The organism is Aestuariimicrobium sp. G57 (assembly GCF_050110855.1).
Classification (GTDB): Bacteria; Actinomycetota; Actinomycetes; order Propionibacteriales; family Propionibacteriaceae; genus Aestuariimicrobium.
In genome coordinates, this window is record NZ_JBNINW010000008.1 from 61,537 (window position 1) to 76,276 (window position 14,740).

The 14,740-nt window shown below is 68.6% G+C and carries 16 protein-coding genes and 1 tRNA gene; 11 read left to right on the forward strand and 6 right to left on the reverse strand.

Annotated elements, in window-relative coordinates; translation table 11 throughout:
• Nucleotides 1-39: 39 nt before the first annotated feature.
• From rph to ACQCX5_RS14295, 7 genes are all read left to right on the forward strand, one after another.
• Entirely contained in the window at nucleotides 40-783 is a 744-nt protein-coding gene (rph, locus tag ACQCX5_RS14265; protein ID WP_434542707.1) for a ribonuclease PH, read from the forward strand.
• A gap of 56 nt (nucleotides 784-839) precedes the next feature.
• On the forward strand, nucleotides 840-1,466 hold the full coding sequence (rdgB, locus tag ACQCX5_RS14270; protein WP_434542750.1) for an RdgB/HAM1 family non-canonical purine NTP pyrophosphatase: 627 nt from the start codon (nucleotides 840-842) through the stop codon (nucleotides 1,464-1,466).
• Nucleotides 1,463-2,257, forward strand: a complete 795-nt coding sequence (locus ACQCX5_RS14275; protein WP_434542708.1) for a thymidylate synthase — start codon at nucleotides 1,463-1,465, stop codon at nucleotides 2,255-2,257. Before rdgB ends, ACQCX5_RS14275 begins: the two co-directional genes overlap by 4 nt.
• Before the next feature lie 69 nt (nucleotides 2,258-2,326).
• Nucleotides 2,327-3,340 (forward strand): dihydrofolate reductase, encoded by a 1,014-nt coding sequence (locus tag ACQCX5_RS14280; RefSeq protein ID WP_434542709.1) that lies wholly within the window; start codon nucleotides 2,327-2,329, stop codon nucleotides 3,338-3,340.
• A 6-nt stretch (nucleotides 3,341-3,346) separates the two neighbouring features.
• Complete coding sequence (locus ACQCX5_RS14285) at nucleotides 3,347-4,717, forward strand: DNA polymerase IV (protein WP_434542710.1); 1,371 nt, start codon at nucleotides 3,347-3,349, stop codon at nucleotides 4,715-4,717.
• Between the two features lie 30 nt (nucleotides 4,718-4,747).
• Nucleotides 4,748-6,040: an ATP-binding protein gene (locus ACQCX5_RS14290; protein WP_434542711.1), complete on the forward strand. Its 1,293-nt coding sequence runs from the start codon at nucleotides 4,748-4,750 to the stop codon at nucleotides 6,038-6,040.
• Nucleotides 6,041-6,120: 80 nt separating this feature from the next.
• Nucleotides 6,121-6,645: a flavodoxin domain-containing protein gene (locus ACQCX5_RS14295; protein WP_434542712.1), complete on the forward strand. Its 525-nt coding sequence runs from the start codon at nucleotides 6,121-6,123 to the stop codon at nucleotides 6,643-6,645.
• Here the strand turns inward: ACQCX5_RS14295 and ACQCX5_RS14300 are convergent.
• The 5 genes from ACQCX5_RS14300 to bcp form a co-directional block, all read right to left on the reverse strand.
• Complete coding sequence (locus ACQCX5_RS14300) at nucleotides 6,642-6,914, reverse strand: hypothetical protein (RefSeq protein ID WP_434542713.1); 273 nt, start codon at nucleotides 6,912-6,914, stop codon at nucleotides 6,642-6,644. The genes ACQCX5_RS14295 and ACQCX5_RS14300 overlap by 4 nt on opposite strands.
• Nucleotides 6,911-8,878 (reverse strand): ferrous iron transport protein B, encoded by a 1,968-nt coding sequence (gene feoB / locus ACQCX5_RS14305; protein WP_434542714.1) that lies wholly within the window; start codon nucleotides 8,876-8,878, stop codon nucleotides 6,911-6,913. The genes ACQCX5_RS14300 and feoB overlap by 4 nt, the downstream gene beginning before the upstream one ends.
• Entirely contained in the window at nucleotides 8,871-9,143 is a 273-nt protein-coding gene (locus tag ACQCX5_RS14310) for a FeoA domain-containing protein (protein WP_434542715.1), read from the reverse strand. The genes feoB and ACQCX5_RS14310 overlap by 8 nt, the downstream gene beginning before the upstream one ends.
• A gap of 93 nt (nucleotides 9,144-9,236) precedes the next feature.
• Nucleotides 9,237-9,319, reverse strand: a tRNA-Leu gene (locus ACQCX5_RS14315).
• 25 nt (nucleotides 9,320-9,344) lie between these two features.
• Nucleotides 9,345-9,824 carry a thioredoxin-dependent thiol peroxidase gene (gene bcp, locus ACQCX5_RS14320; protein ID WP_434542716.1) on the reverse strand — a complete coding sequence of 160 codons (480 nt, stop codon included), beginning with the start codon at nucleotides 9,822-9,824 and terminating at the stop codon, nucleotides 9,345-9,347.
• A 76-nt stretch (nucleotides 9,825-9,900) separates the two neighbouring features.
• Here bcp and ACQCX5_RS14325 point away from each other — a divergent pair, with 76 nt between their 5' ends.
• Nucleotides 9,901-10,248, forward strand: coding sequence for a DUF3618 domain-containing protein (locus tag ACQCX5_RS14325; RefSeq protein WP_434542717.1), 348 nt, complete (start codon nucleotides 9,901-9,903; stop codon nucleotides 10,246-10,248).
• Here ACQCX5_RS14325 and ACQCX5_RS14330 read toward each other — a convergent pair whose 3' ends face one another.
• Nucleotides 10,249-11,100: a GNAT family N-acetyltransferase gene (locus tag ACQCX5_RS14330; protein ID WP_434542718.1), complete on the reverse strand. Its 852-nt coding sequence runs from the start codon at nucleotides 11,098-11,100 to the stop codon at nucleotides 10,249-10,251.
• 213 nt (nucleotides 11,101-11,313) lie between these two features.
• Here ACQCX5_RS14330 and ACQCX5_RS14335 point away from each other — a divergent pair, with 213 nt between their 5' ends.
• From ACQCX5_RS14335 to ACQCX5_RS14345, 3 genes are all read left to right on the forward strand, one after another.
• Nucleotides 11,314-12,687, forward strand: a complete 1,374-nt coding sequence (locus tag ACQCX5_RS14335) for an ABC transporter substrate-binding protein (protein ID WP_434542719.1) — start codon at nucleotides 11,314-11,316, stop codon at nucleotides 12,685-12,687.
• A 73-nt stretch (nucleotides 12,688-12,760) separates the two neighbouring features.
• Complete coding sequence (locus ACQCX5_RS14340) at nucleotides 12,761-13,723, forward strand: carbohydrate ABC transporter permease (RefSeq protein ID WP_434542720.1); 963 nt, start codon at nucleotides 12,761-12,763, stop codon at nucleotides 13,721-13,723.
• 1 nt (nucleotide 13,724) lies between these two features.
• Nucleotides 13,725-14,690, forward strand: coding sequence for a carbohydrate ABC transporter permease (locus ACQCX5_RS14345; protein WP_434542721.1), 966 nt, complete (start codon nucleotides 13,725-13,727; stop codon nucleotides 14,688-14,690).
• Nucleotides 14,691-14,740: the final 50 nt, after the last annotated feature.

Sequence of the window (14,740 nt, forward strand, 5' to 3'; positions counted from 1 at the left end):
CGACGTGAAGCCTGCCGACCGCTGCACCTGCCCGCGCTGATGACGCGCGCCGACGGCCGTGCGGCCGACCAATTGCGTGACGTGCGCATCACCCGGGGCTGGCTCGACCACGCCGAGGGTTCGGTGCTCGTCGAATACGGCAGGACGCGCGTGCTCGTGGCGGCCAGCGTCACCGAGGGCGTGCCGCGCTGGCGCAAGGGCAGTGGCCTGGGCTGGGTGACCGCTGAGTACGCCATGCTGCCGCGCGCCACCCATGACCGGTCCGACCGCGAATCCCACAGGGGCCGCATTGGCGGGCGCACCCACGAGATCAGCCGCCTCGTCGGCCGCTCACTGCGCGCCGTCATCGACTACAAGGCGCTCGGCGAGAACACCATCGTCCTCGACTGCGACGTGCTGCAGGCCGACGGTGGCACCCGCACCGCCTCGATCACCGGCGCCTATGTGGCGCTGGCCGACGCCGTCTCGTGGCTGCGGGAACGCAAGCTGCTGGTAGGTGAGCCGCTCAAGGACTCGGTGGCCGCGGTCTCGGTCGGCATCGTCGACGGGACCCCTGTGCTCGACCTGCCCTATGACGAGGACTCGCGCGCAGAGACCGACATGAACATCGTGGTGGCCGGGTCGGGTGACTTCATCGAGGTGCAGGGCACCGCCGAGGGTGTGCCGTTCAATCGGGCCGAACTCGACCAGCTGCTCGACCTGGGCCTGAAGGGTTGCGCTGACCTGAAGGCGCTGCAGCAGGCCGCGCTGGCGGGGGCCCTGCCCGCGAAGAAGGCGCTGTGATCCGCCCCCCGCTGCCCGACGTGCCGCCGTTCCCGGGCACCGAGAACGCGCGCTACCTGCCCGGCAAGGTGGTGCTGGCCAGCCACAACCGGGCCAAGCTCGCCGAACTGCAGCGGCTGGTCGCCGCGGCCGGGCTGCCGATCGAGGTGGTCAGCCTCGCCGACTTCCCCGAGTCCACGCCCCCTGCCGAGACCGGACGCACTTTCGCCGAGAATGCCCTGATCAAGGCCCGCGCCGCGGCAGCCTGGACGGGCCTGACCGCGCTGGCCGATGATTCCGGCATCGAGGTCGAGGTGCTGGGTGGCATGCCCGGGGTGCGCTCGGCCCGCTGGGCCGGCGCCGAGCAGGACGACCAGCGCAACCTGGACCTGCTGCTGGCCCAGGTCGACGACGTGCCCGCCCCGGCCCGACGGGCCCGGTTCGTCTGCGTCATGGCCCACGTCGACCCCGACGGCACCGAGTTCACCACCGAGGGCATCTGGCCGGGCACGCTCGCCACGGCACCGCGTGGCACCAACGGGTTCGGCTATGACCCGATCTTCGTGCCCGACGGTGATGACCGCACCAGCGCAGAGCTCAGCCCGGAAGAGAAGGACGCCCAGTCGCACCGTGCGCGGGCGGTCGCGAAGATGTTGGCAGCAATGTCGAGCAGGACAGGCAATACAGGGGAGCAGACCACATGAAGCAATACCTCGACCTGGTGCAGCGGGTGCTCGACGAGGGCGTCGTGAAGTCGGACCGCACCGGCGTGGGCACGCGCAGCGTGTTCGGCCACCAGATGCGGTTCAACCTCGCCGAGGGGTTCCCACTGCTCACCACCAAGAAGGTGCACACCCGCTCGGTCTTCGCCGAACTGCTGTGGTTCCTGCGCGGTGAAACCAATGTGGCCTGGCTGCACGAGCACAACGTCACGATCTGGGACGAGTGGGCCGATGAGCAGGGCGAGTTGGGGCCGATCTACGGCTACCAGTGGCGATCCTGGCCGACGCCCGACGGCCGCCATGTCGACCAGGTCAACAAGCTGGTCGACCAGCTGAAGGCCAACCCCGACTCGCGCCGCCACATCATCTCGGCGTGGAACGTGGCCCAACTCGACGAGATGGCGCTGCCGCCGTGCCACGTGCTGTTCCAGTTCTACGTGGCCGAGGGTCGGCTGAGCTGTCAGGTCTACCAGCGCTCGGCCGACATCTTCCTCGGGGTGCCGTTCAACATCGCGTCCTATGCGTTGCTCACCCACATGGTCGCCCAGGTCTGCGGGTTCGAGGTCGGCGACCTGGTGCACACGCTGGGTGATGCCCACATCTATGCCAACCACACCGAGCAGGTGCACACCCAGCTGGCTCGTGAGCCTCGTCCGCTGCCGCGGCTGCTGCTCAACCCGACCATCACCGACATCGACGCGTTCACCCTCGATGACATCGTGGTCGAGGGCTATGACCCGCACCCGACCATCAAGGCGCCCATTGCCGTCTGAGGGGCCCGGGTAGGGCAGAATCGTCACACGTCAGATTTGTTCGACCGCTCTCAGGGGGATACGCACGCCATGCAGATTGTCACCATCGCCGCCGTGGCACAGAACGGGGTCATCGGGGACGGCCTGGACATCCCGTGGAGCATTCCCGAGGACTGGGACCGGTTCCGCTCGCTGACGACCGGCAACTTCGTTGTGATGGGCCGCTCGACCTATGAGTCGATCGGCCGCCCCCTGCCGAACCGCACCACCGTCGTGGTCACCCGCCAGCAGGACTTCGAGGCCCCCAAGCCGATCGGGCGCACCCGCGTGCTGGTCGCCCACGGCGTCGACGAGGCACTGCACATGGCCCGCACCGCGCGTGGCTCGCTGCCCAAGGACATCACCTATATCGCCGGCGGCGGCGAGATCTATGCCCAGACCATGGACAAGGCGAACGCGCTCGACATCACCGTCGTGAAGACCTCGCCCGAGGGCAGCGTCCACTTTCCCGAGATCGACCTGGGCAAGTGGCTCGAGGTGCGCCGCGAGCAGCACGAGACCCACGACTACGTGAAGTACGTGCCGCGCACGTTCACCGAGCGGCTGACGCTGGTGCCGGCCACCCCCGCCGATGCCGGCGAGTGGCTGGCCCTGGCCCAGCACCCCGACGTGGCTGCGCAGAGCCCCGAACTGGTCGTCCGGGACGAGGCCGAGGCAGTGGAGCGCCTGGGCCGGCGCGCCGCCAGCTGGGATGCCTGGTCCCTCGACCAGTGGACGATCCGGCGCACCGCGGATGATGCCTTCATCGGCATCGGCGGCCTGCGCCGCAAGGAGCTGGAGAATGGCGACCACGTGTGGAGCCTGGACTACCAGCTCGTGCCCGAGATGCAGGGCAACGGCTACACCCCCGAAATGGTCATGGCGGCCCTGCAGCAGGTGCGCCTGGTCGACCGTGAGGCCCGGGTGCGCGCGATGATCCGCCCGCGCAACGTGAAGTCGATCGAGATCGCCCAGGAGGCCGGCCTGCAGAAGGTTGAGGAGCGCGTCGATGCGGCGGGCAACCCGATCTACCTGTTCCAGGGCTGGGTCCGCCACCTCGTCTGAGCCGGTGTGAGGCGGGCGCCGTCCATCCTGCACCTCGACCTCGACGCCTTCTTCGCCGCGGTCGAGCAGCGCGACAAACCCTCGTTGCGCGGCAAGCCGGTCGTCGTGGGGGGCATCGGCCGTCGCGGCGTCGTCTCGACCGCCTCGTACGAAGCCCGGGTGTTCGGGGTGCGCTCGGCCATGTCGGCCGGTGAGGCGCACCGGTTGGCGCCCCATGCGGCATTCCTGGGCGGCCGGTTCGAGGCCTACTGGCAGTCGAGCCGCATCGTCATGGCACTGCTGGGCGAACTGTCGCCGCGCGTGCAGGCCCTGAGTCTGGACGAGGCATTCGTCGACCTCGAGCACACCGCGGCGCCGGTGGACTCGGTCGACGGGCTGGTGGAGTTTGCCGAGGAGCTGCGGGCAGAGCTTTCCCAGCGCACTCTGGGGCTGACCGCATCGGTGGGCATCGGCACCAGCAAGTTGATGGCCAAGGTCGCCAGCGAGCTGGCCAAGCCCGACGGTGTGCGGGTGGTGCCGGCCGGCCAGGAGGCCACGACCCTGGCACCGCTGTCGGTGCGGGCGATCCCCGGGGTGGGACCGGTCACCCACGACAAGCTGGCGCTGCTGGGGCTGCGGACGGTGGCCGACGTGCAGCAGGCGTCGTTGTCCGAGCTGGTCCGCGAGGTGGGCAGCTCGTGGGGTGCAGAGCTGTACGAGTTGGCCTGGGGCCGCGATGATCGTCCGGTCGAGGGGCAGCGGGACGCCAAGTCGATCTCGCAGGAAACCACGTTCGAGTACGACGCCACCGACCGGGCCTGGCTCGAGGCCAAACTCGATGCCGACGCCGCCCATGTGTGCCAGCGGCTGCGCAAGCACGGCCAGTTTGCCCGCACAATCCAGATCAAGGTGCGCTTCGGTGATTTCACCACCTGGACGCGTTCGCGCACGCTGCAGGGCGCCACCGACGAGCCGCACCGGGTGGCGCAGGTGGCCCGGTCACTGCTCGCCCAGGTGGACGTGAACCGCGGCATCCGGCTGCTGGGCGTGGGGGTGTCGGGCTTCGTGGCAGCCGCCCAGGAGGAGTTGTTCCTGGTCGAGGGCGACGGCGACGGGGCGGGCACCGAGTCGTCGGCTGCGGCGGACTCGGGGGACGCGTTCGGGGACGGGCCCTTTGGCAGGCGGCGCGGCGAGAGCTACTGGCCGGGCGCCGATGTCGAGCATGACGAGCTTGGCCGCGGCTGGGTGTGGGGCACCGGGCTGGGCCGGGTGACGGTACGGTTCGAGACCCGTGACGTGCCATCGGGACCGGTGCGCAGCTTCGCCGTCGACGACCCGCAGTTGCACCCGGTGGGGCCGCTGCCGATGCCGGCTGACCAGCCACCGGACAGCGTGTGAGAAATATCACATGGTGATTAGGCTGCGGTCATGTCTGCATGGCGAATCCGCGACTTCCAGCCCGGCGACCTCGACGCGCTGCTCGCGCTGTGGAACCAGCACCTCGCGACCGGCACCCAGCCCGTCTATGCACTGAGCGAGGTCATCGCCTCGGCCCAGCAGGACGTCGCCGTGGTGGCCGTGGCCGGTGACGAGGTGGTGGGTGTCGTCGTCGGACGACCGGCGCATGACCAGGGCTGGGTCGTCTTCATCGCCACCGACGAGGGCTGGCGCCGACGCGGCGTGGCCAACAGCTTGCTCGCCGCACTCGAGCAGCGGCTGGCACCGTTGGGGCTGCAGCGCATCTCGATCCTGGTGCCCGATGAACAGGAACACGTCGGTGCACTGCTCAAGGCCGGTTTCGCCGACAAGCGCAACCTGCGCTTCTTCGAGCGGGACATCCCGGTCAAGGCCGACGAGATCCGCATCCTGCGCGAACTCGGCGGCCGGGTGCTGTCGCGCGACCGCTGGCAGCGGATCGGCGGCATGCAGCACGAGAAGGACATCCTGGAACGCCGGCTGGTGCTGCCCCTGGCCTCGCCGGAACTCGCCGAGGGCTTCGGCGTCGTGCCGCCGCGTGCCATCGTGCTGTTCGGCCCGCCCGGCACCGGCAAGACGACGTTCGCCAAGGCGATCGCGAGCCGACTGGAGTGGCCCTTCGTCGAGATCTTCCCGTCGCGGCTGGCGGCGAGCGAGCGCGGGCTGGCGGGCGAACTGCGCGAGACGTTCGACCAGGTCGAGGCCCTGGAACATGTCGTGGTGTTCATCGACGAGGTCGAAGAGATTGCCTCGCACCGCGGTGGTGAACCGCCGTCGCCCACCCAGGGCGTCACCAACGAACTGCTCAAGATCATCCCCGCCTTCCGCGACCGGCCCGGGCGGCTGCTGATCTGCGCCACCAACTTCATCCGTGGCCTCGACCAGGCATTCCTGCGCCATGGCCGCTTCGACTACGTCATCCCCATCGGACTGCCCGACGCGCAGGCACGCTCGGCAATCTGGGCCGGCCTCGTGCCGCCAGCGAGTCAGCAGTCGGTCGACCTCGACGAACTGGTCCGTCGTACCGAGGGCTTCTCGCCGGCCGACATCGAGTTCGCGGCCAGGGCCGCGTCGCAACGGGCACTCGAGCGCGCGGTCACCCGGGCCGGGGACAGCGGCCGCATCGAGCCGGGTGGCCCCAGCACCGAGGACTACCGTGCCGCGATCGGGGTGACCCGGACGACCGTGTCGACGCAGGTGGCCAGCGAGTTCGAGGCCGACATCGAGACCTTGGCGCGGGTCTGACCCCCATACCAATTCGGGTCGTTGAGAGTTCACCCACCCCCCTGCAAATGGGCAAATGCCCACGCCCTAACGTGTGAGCCATGGCAAATGTGCTGGTGGCGTATGCAACGCGGGCGGGGTCGACGAAGGACATCGCCGAAGCGATCGCCGAGGGAATCCGGGAGTCCGGGCACCACGTCGAGGTGGAGCAGTTCCAGCGCCCGGGGATCGGCCCGGCCTATGAAGTGCCGACCGACGAAGTCGATGCGTTCGTGATCGGCTCGGGCATCCAGAACGGTGCCTGGCAGGGCGAGGCGCTCAGCTGGCTCGGCCAGCATGCGGGGGAGTTCGACGGTCGTCCGGTCGCCCTGTTCAACGTCTGCATGACCGCGGCCGACCCCGGCAAGCGCGATGTCGCGCTGGGGTACAACAAGACGGCGGCGGCGAAGGTGGGCGAGGTCTCGGCACAGCAGACATTCGCCGGGCGGTTCGTGCCCGCCAAGGTGGGCTGGTTCACCCGGCTCGTGCTGCGTGGCGCCAGCAAGGGTGAGGCCCGCGACGAGGTCGACGCCGAGGCCGCGCGGGCGTGGGGTCGCAGCCTGGCCGGCCAACTGGTCGCGAGCTAGGGACGTCGCGACAACTTCAGCAGCACGGGGCCGCAGCCCGGTGTGTTGTCGCTGCGCCCGCTGGGGCAGGCACCACAGCCCCCTGACGGGCAGCCCGAACCCAGTGCCTCGGGGACCAGCCGGTTGAGCCGGACCAGGTGGTCGAGGCTGGCATCGACGACCGAGGCGTCCAGGTGCGTGCGGGCCACCACGTCTGCCCGTGACCGGGCGCCATCGGCGATGGCCCGCTGCACGAGCGACAGCGGTCCTGGTGAGCTGGGCCCGGTCACCAGAACAGCCTGCCCACCTGGAAGATGGCGACCGCCAGCACCCAGGCGAGCGTCAACTGCATGCCCACGCCCAGGATCGTCCACTTCACGCCGATCTCGCGACGCTGGGCCGCGATGGTGGCCACGCAGGGGGTATAGGCGAGCAGGAAGACCATGAACGCCCACACCGCAGGCAACGTGTGCCCGCCCGAGGACTGCTCGAACGCACGCCTGATCTGCGCACCCAGTGCCGTGTCGTTGCCGGTGGCGCCCGGGTCGGGCACGGCATAGGTCTGCGCCCACGACGAGACCAACGTTTCCTTGGCGATGAAGCCCGTCACCAGCGCACCGGTGGTCTGCCAGTTGCCGAAGCCCGCAGGCTCGAAGACGGGCGCTATCGCCTTGGCCGCGGCGGCATAGGCGGAATCCTGCACGGGGGTCTGGGCGAAGCTGCCCCCACCGGTGACGGGGATGGCCTGCAGCGTCCAGACGGCGACCACGGTAACCACGATGATGCCGGTGGCGGTGCGCAGGAAGCCCTTGAGCCTGGTCCAGGTGGCGATGCCGATCAGCCGCGGGGTGGGGCGCTGGTAGGGCGGCAGGTCCATGATCAGTGGTTCGGCGCCCATCGTCCGCCACAGGGTGGTGCGCAGCAGCAGACCGGTGCCGACCACCAGCGCGATCGAGACCAGGTACATCGTGAACACCACGGTGCCGGCATGGTCGGGGAAGAACACCGACGCGACCAGCACGAACACCGTGAGCCGGGCCGAGCAGCTGGTGAAGGGCACCAGCAGCGCAGTCAGGATGCGCTGGCGCCGGTTGCCCAGCACCCGCGTGGCGCTGATGGCCGGCACATTGCAGCCGAAGCCCACGATCAGCGGCAGGAACGCCTTGCCGGGCAGGCCGATCATGCGCATCATCCGGTCGGTGATGACCGCGGCGCGGGCCATGTAGCCCGAGTCTTCGAGCAGGGCCAGCAGTACGAACATCAGCGCCATCAGCGGCACGAAGGTGAGCACCATGCCGACGCCGGCGATCAGCCCGTCGACGAGCAGCCCGGTCACGACGGGGTGGTCCATACCCGTGCTGGCGAGCAGCGCGGCGGTGCCGTCGCTGAGCGGGCCGGCGACGAGTTGGTCGAGCCCGTCCTGCAGGGGAGCGGCGACGGTGGTGGTCACCTGGAAGACGCCCCACATCACGGCGAGGAACAGCAGCGGCCCCCACAACCGGTGCAGGGCAATGCGGTCGAGGCGCTCCGACCATTTCACTGCTGTGGCCTCGGTGCGGGTGGTGGCTGCCCCGGTGGCCCGTTCGATCCACGCGAAGCGGTCGTCCGCCAGCGCGAACTCCGCGTCGTCCGCGGCCAGCCCCAAGGTGTCGGGGACGACGCGGGCCGGGGTGGGGCCGGTGTCGAGGTGCGCGTCGATGGCCTCGTCGAGGCGGGCAAGCCCTGCGCGGCGACGCGGGTCGACGGCCACCACCGGCACGCCCAGGTGCTCGGCGAGCACATCGCTGTCGATGCTGATGCCACGTCGCTCGGCGACGTCCGACATGGTGAGCACGACGACGAGCCGTCCGGTGGTCTCGCGCAGTTGGGCGACCAGGTAGAGGCTGCGGGCCAGGTGCGCCGCATCCGCGGTGACCACCACCAGGTCGGGGCATTCGGGGGCGGGCACATCGACCAGCAGTTGGCGGGTCAGCACCTCGTCCGGCGAGGCCGAGTCGAGCGAGTAGGCGCCAGGCAGGTCGATCAGGTCATACGTGCGCCTGCCCGTCCAGGCACCGCGGCCGATCTCGACGCTGGTGCCGGGCCAGTTGCCCATCGTGCGCCGGGCGCCGGTGAGCGCGTTGAACAGGGTGGACTTGCCGACGTTGGGCGAGCCGGCCAGCGCGATGACGGGGGCGCCCTGCGGCGCTACCTGCAGGTGGTCGTCGTGGCAGCAGGGGGCCGTGGCCCTGGGAGCCGGCGCGGTCTCAGGCATGGGCCGGCGCCAGGTGCACGATGCGCAGGGTGGCGGCATCCAGCGCGAGCCAGGCGTCGGCGACGCCGACCACGCGTCCGCCGCCGGGGGTCTGGCGACCGGCGACCACACTCGCTCCCGGACGAAGCCCGAGCTCGGCCAACCGACGCACCGCCGCGGCGTTGTGCGCATCGCGCACGACGCAGGTGACCACGCCATCCGTGCCGGCGCGGCAGGCCTGCAGGTCGGTGCAGTGCTGACAGGGGGAGCCCGGTTCTGCGCTCATGCACGGCACGCTACTCCGGCGGGTTAGGCATGCCTTACCGGGGTTGGCAAATTCGAGAGGGGCACGTGAGGAAAATGCTTCACGGGCCCGCCGTGCCGAAGAAGGGACTCGAACCCTCACACCCAGGGGGCACAGGAACCTAAATCCTGCGTGTCTACCAATTCCACCACTTCGGCGCATCCGCCATCGTAGTGGACGGGCTCAGATGCCGAGCTCGCGCCGCAGCCGGTCGACGTGCCCTGTGGCCTTGACGTTGTACTGCGCCAGTTCGACAGTGCCCGCGCCCTGTTCGTCCACGGTGATGACGAACGTCGAACGCAGCACGCCCGTGATGTCCTTGCCGTACAGCTTGCGGGTGCCCCAGGCGTCGTAGGCCTGGATGACCTGCTTGCCGGGATCACTCAGCAGCGGGAAGCCCAGGGATTCCTTCTCAGCGAACTTCGCGAGCTTCTCGACGGTGTCCGGCGAGATGCCGAGCACGGTGTAGCCGGCCTTGGCGAGGTCGCTCAGGCTGGTCGAGAAGTCGACCGCCTGGGTGGTGCACCCCGGGGTCAGCGCCGCGGGGTAGAAGTAGACGATGACCCGCTGCCCCGGGAAGTCAGCGAGGCTGACCTCGTTGCCCTCGGCGTCGGGCAGGGTGAATTCGGGGGCGGACGATCCGGCCTCAAGACGGGTGCTCATGTGGCAAACCCTATAGGCTCACCATGTTGAAGCTGGCACACGAACACCGCAGCACCCGAACACCGCCGGAGGAGCAATGGCCGAGAAGCAGAAGCCGAAGGACACCCGCAGCGCCGAGCAGATCCGGCGCGACATCGCCGCTGCCCGGGCGAGGTTCTCGGCCAATGTCGAACAGCTCGTCGAAGAGGTGCACCCGACCACGGTGAAGGACCGCGCCGTCGGGCAGGCACGCAGCTTCGCGCAGGCAGAGATCAACTCGGCGAAGGCCACCATCAAGGACGAGGCCGGCTGGCGGCTCGACCGGGTGCTCGCCGTGGGGGCCGCCGTCGCCGGGGTCGTGGTGCTGCTGCTGAGCGTGCGCGCACTGGGCACCTCCCGCAAGAAGTCGATCGCCAAAAAGGCGCAGAGGGCCCTCGAAGGCTGATCACTGGTCGTTGCGCCAGACCCAGTTCGGGCGTTCGTAGAGTGGCACGAATCCCGCGCGCAACGTGTTGTGCAGCGACGGGTTGGCCACGCCCTCGCGGGGCGCAGCCGTCTCGATGCATGCCCATCGGCACCCCGCGGCCCGCGCCGTCTCGAGGCGCAGCCGGGTGAACACCGACTGGGCGCCGTGCCCGCGCGCGCCCGGCAGGGTGGCAGCACCCGTGAACGACGCGACGTCGCCGAGCACGAGCAGGCCCGCCCCGGCGACGAGGTCGTCCCCCGACCAGGCAGCGAACCGGTGCAGGCCCGGCGACCTGCCCACGAACATCGCCCGCAGGTGGTCGTCATCGGGAAACCCGAAGCCGGCCAGCATGGTGTGTCCCCAGGACTGTTCGAGTTCGTCGGGCAGGGTGTCGATCCGCAGGTCTGAGCCTGCCGGTCCGATGGGTTGGTCGAGGCGGCGCATGAGCTTGAGCCACGGCTCGTCCGCCCAGAGGCGGTGCCGTGCGCAGATATCGTCCCAGTCGGGTGGCAGCAGTGCGGGGGCCAGTTGCAGCTTGGCCATCGGGGCACCCGCCGAGCGGTAGAGCCGGACGACCTCGCCGATGAGGGCATCGGTGATGGGTTCGGTCAACCCCAGGCCGATGGCGCGGTTCCACAGGCCCCCGCTCGGGTCGTTCGCCATCACCACGGCGACACCGCCGCTCAACCGCACATGGCTGAGCCCGAGCACGCCGGCGGCTTCGGGCGGTGCCGCCTCGGCGGCGCTGACGACGACGTCGGCCTCGCAGGTCTCAGCGATGCGCATCGCTTCGTCGAGGCCCAGCCCGAGCGCGAGCGCTTCAGTCCCCATGGGGCGATTCTCGCGCGCTCGTGGGCGCGGCCGGAAATCGGGGGTGAAATCCCATGTCAGACGGGGAATTCACCACGGGGAGCGAGAGGTTGCCATCGTTACCGATTTGCAACAGCAGCGTTCAAGACTTGCACGCATGTTGGTGGAAGAGTGGCCCTTGGGAAACCAGCAATCAGGCGCTCGACGACGAGCGCCAGGAACGGAGTGGTACACATGCGTCGCACACGCAAGGTTGCCGCCGTCATCGGCGCAACCCTCCTTGCATTCACCCTTGCCAGCTGTGCCGACACCGCCGACAACGGCACCGGCTCGCAGACGACCGCCGCCAGCGCGGGCACCATCGACTGCGAGCCCTACAAGGCCTTCGGTGACATCAAGGGCAAAGAGGTCAAGGTCTACACCTCGATCGTCGCCCCCGAAGACCAGTCACACATCGACTCCTACAAGCCGTTCGAAGACTGCACCGGCGCCAAGATCGTCTATGAGGGCTCGAAGGAGTTCGAGGCCCAGCTGCTCGTGCGCGTCAAGGGCGGCAACGCCCCGGACATCGCCTACGTGCCCCAACCCGGACTGCTGCAGACCCTGGTGAAAGAGACGGGCAAGGTCGTCGAGGCGCCTGCCGAGACAGCTGCCAACGTCGACAAGAACTGGGAGAAGTCCTGGAAGGAGTACGGCTCGGTCGACGGCAAGTTCTACGCTGCGCCCCTGGGCGCCAACGTGAAGTCGTTCGTGTGGTACTCGCCGCAGATGTTCAAGGACAAGGGCTACGAAGTGCCCAAGACCTGGGACGAACTGATGACCCTCACCGCGAAGATCGCCGCTGATGACCCGGCCGCCAAGCCGTGGTGCGCAGGGTTCGGCTCGGGCGATGCCACGGGCTGGCCCGGCACTGACTGGCTCGAGGATGTGCTGATGCGCACCTCGTCGCCGGAAAACTACGACAAGTGGGTCAAGCACGAGATCCCGTTCAACGACCCGACCGTTGCCGAGGCCCTCGACAAGGTCGGTGCCATCCTCAAGGACCCGAAGTACGTCAACGGTGGCTTCGGTGACGTGAAGTCGATCGCCACCACCACCTTCCAGGACGGCGGCCAGCCGATCCTGCAGAAGAAGTGCTACATGCACCGCCAGGCGTCGTTCTACGCCGCCAACTGGCCGGCGGGCACCAAGGTGGCCGAGGACGGCGACGTCTTCGCGTTCTACCTGCCCACCGTCGACGAGTCGAAGGGCAAGCCCGTGCTGGGCGGCGGCGAGTTCGTGGCCGCGTTCAGCGACCGTCCCGAGGTCAAGGCCTTCCAGACCTACCTGAGCTCGGCCGACTGGGCCAATGCCAAGGCCAAGGCGACCCCCGGTGGTGGCTGGGTCTCGGCCAACAAGGGCCTCGACGCCAACAACCTGGTCTCGCCCATCGACAAGCTGTCGGCCCAGACCCTGGCCGACCCCAAGGCCGTGTTCCGCTTCGACGGGTCCGACCTGATGCCCGGTGCGGTCGGCTCGGGCACCTTCTGGAAGGGCATGACCAACTGGATCACCGGCGCCGACACCGCATCGCAGCTGAAGATGATCGAGGACTCCTGGCCCAAGTGACCCCTGTCCAACACTGAGTCGAGCGGCCGTGGTGGGCCAGGCGCCCACCGCGGCCGCTCGTGAGGAGGGATACATGGATCTCGCATCCAAGTTCGTCCCCATGCTGATCGCACTCGTCGCCTTCGCCGCCGTCGTGGCCCTGGTGATGTTCGTCGGGCACCTGATCAGCCAGGGACGCACCAAGTACACCGAGGCCCTGCAGGGCTACTGGTTCGTGCTGCCGGTGCTGGTGATGCTGGCTGTCGGCCTGTTGTGGCCCGGCCTGCTCACGATCCGGCAGAGTTTCGGCGGTCCGCAGGGCGACGAGGGATTCAGCTTCAGCAACTACGCCCACATCTTCACCGCTCCCGACATGCAGTTGGTGCTGGGCAACACCGTCGCGTGGACCGTGCTGGTGCCGCTGCTGTCGACCGTGGTCGGGCTGACCTACGCGGTGCTCGTCGACCGCACCCGGGGGGAGGCCTTCGCCAAGGCCTTGGTCTTTCTGCCGATGGCGATCTCGATGGTCGGCGCCTCGATCATCTGGAAGTTCGTCTATGACTACCGGCCCGAGGGATCCGACCAGATCGGCATCTTCAATGCCGTGCTCGACGGACTGGGGATCGAGCCGGTGCAGTTCATGCTCGAGCGCCCCTGGAACACCTTCTGGCTGATCATCGTGATGGTCTGGATCCAGGCCGGGTTCGCGATGACGGTGCTGTCGGCGGCGATCAAGGCGATCCCGGACGACGTCATCGAGGCGGCCAAGATCGACGGCACCAGCTCATGGAACCTGTTCCGGTTCATCACGCTGCCGAGCATTCGCGGCTCGATGGTCGTCGTGCTGACCACCATCGCCATCGCGACGCTGAAGATCTTCGACATCGTGCGCACCATGACCGGCGGCCAGTTCGGCACCTCGGTCGTCGCCAACGAGTTCTACAACAACGCGTTCCGCTACAACCAGGCAGGCATCGGTGCCGCGCTGGCGGTGCTGCTGTTCATCATGGTCATCCCGATCGTGGTCTACAACGTCATCCAGCTGAGGAGGTCGTGACATGGCCCAACCTGTGATCAACCCCGACGCAACGCTGCCCAGCGAGGACGTGTCGGACAAGGGCGCGCTGGCCACGACGTCGAACGGGTCGCCCCTGGCGCGCAAGCGCAAGTCGGCCGCAGGCAATGCCGCCAAGGCCGTCAGCTCGCCCTGGGCGTCGTTGGTGGCGATCGTCATCGCGGTGTTGTGGACGATCCCGACGCTCGGCCTGTTCATCACCTCGTTCCGCACGCAGCGCGACATCCAGCAGACCGGGTGGTGGCATGCCTTCGTCAAGCCGTGGTTCACGACGAAGAACTACCAGGAGGCCATGTTCGGGTCGTCCACGAGCCTGGTCGACTATTTCGTGAACTCGATCGTCATCACGATCCCGGCGGTGACGATCCCGCTGCTGCTCGCCTCGATCGCGTCATACGCGTTCGCCTGGATCAAGTTCCCCGGACGTGATGTCCTGTTCGTGGGCGTGTTCGCGTTGCAGGTGGTGCCGCTGCAGGTGGCGCTGATCCCGCTGCTGAGCCTGTTCATCGACACCGGCGTCGACGGCTACTGGCGGGTCTGGCTCGCCCACGGCGTGTTCGCATTGCCGCTGGCGACGTTCCTGCTGCACAACTTCATGAAGGATCTGCCCGGTGAGCTCATGGAGGCGGCCCGCGTCGACGGCGCCGGCCACACCCAGATCTTCTTCCGGATCATCCTGCCGCTGCTCACCCCCGCGCTGGCGAGCTTCGGCATCTTCCAGTTCCTGTGGGTCTGGAACGACCTGCTGGTGGCGCTGATCTTCCTGGGCGGCACCCAGGACGTGGCCCCGCTGACGGTGCGCGTGGCAGAACTGTCGGGCACCCGTGGCAGCCAGTGGCACCTGCTCTCGGCGGGTGCGTTCATCTCGATGATCGTGCCGGTCGTGGTGTTCCTGGCGCTGCAGCGCTACTTCGTCCGCGGCCTGTTGGCCGGTGGCCTGAAGGGTTAACCCCGGACGAGGCACTACCCCGGCACATGCAGAAGGCCCCTCCGTGATGG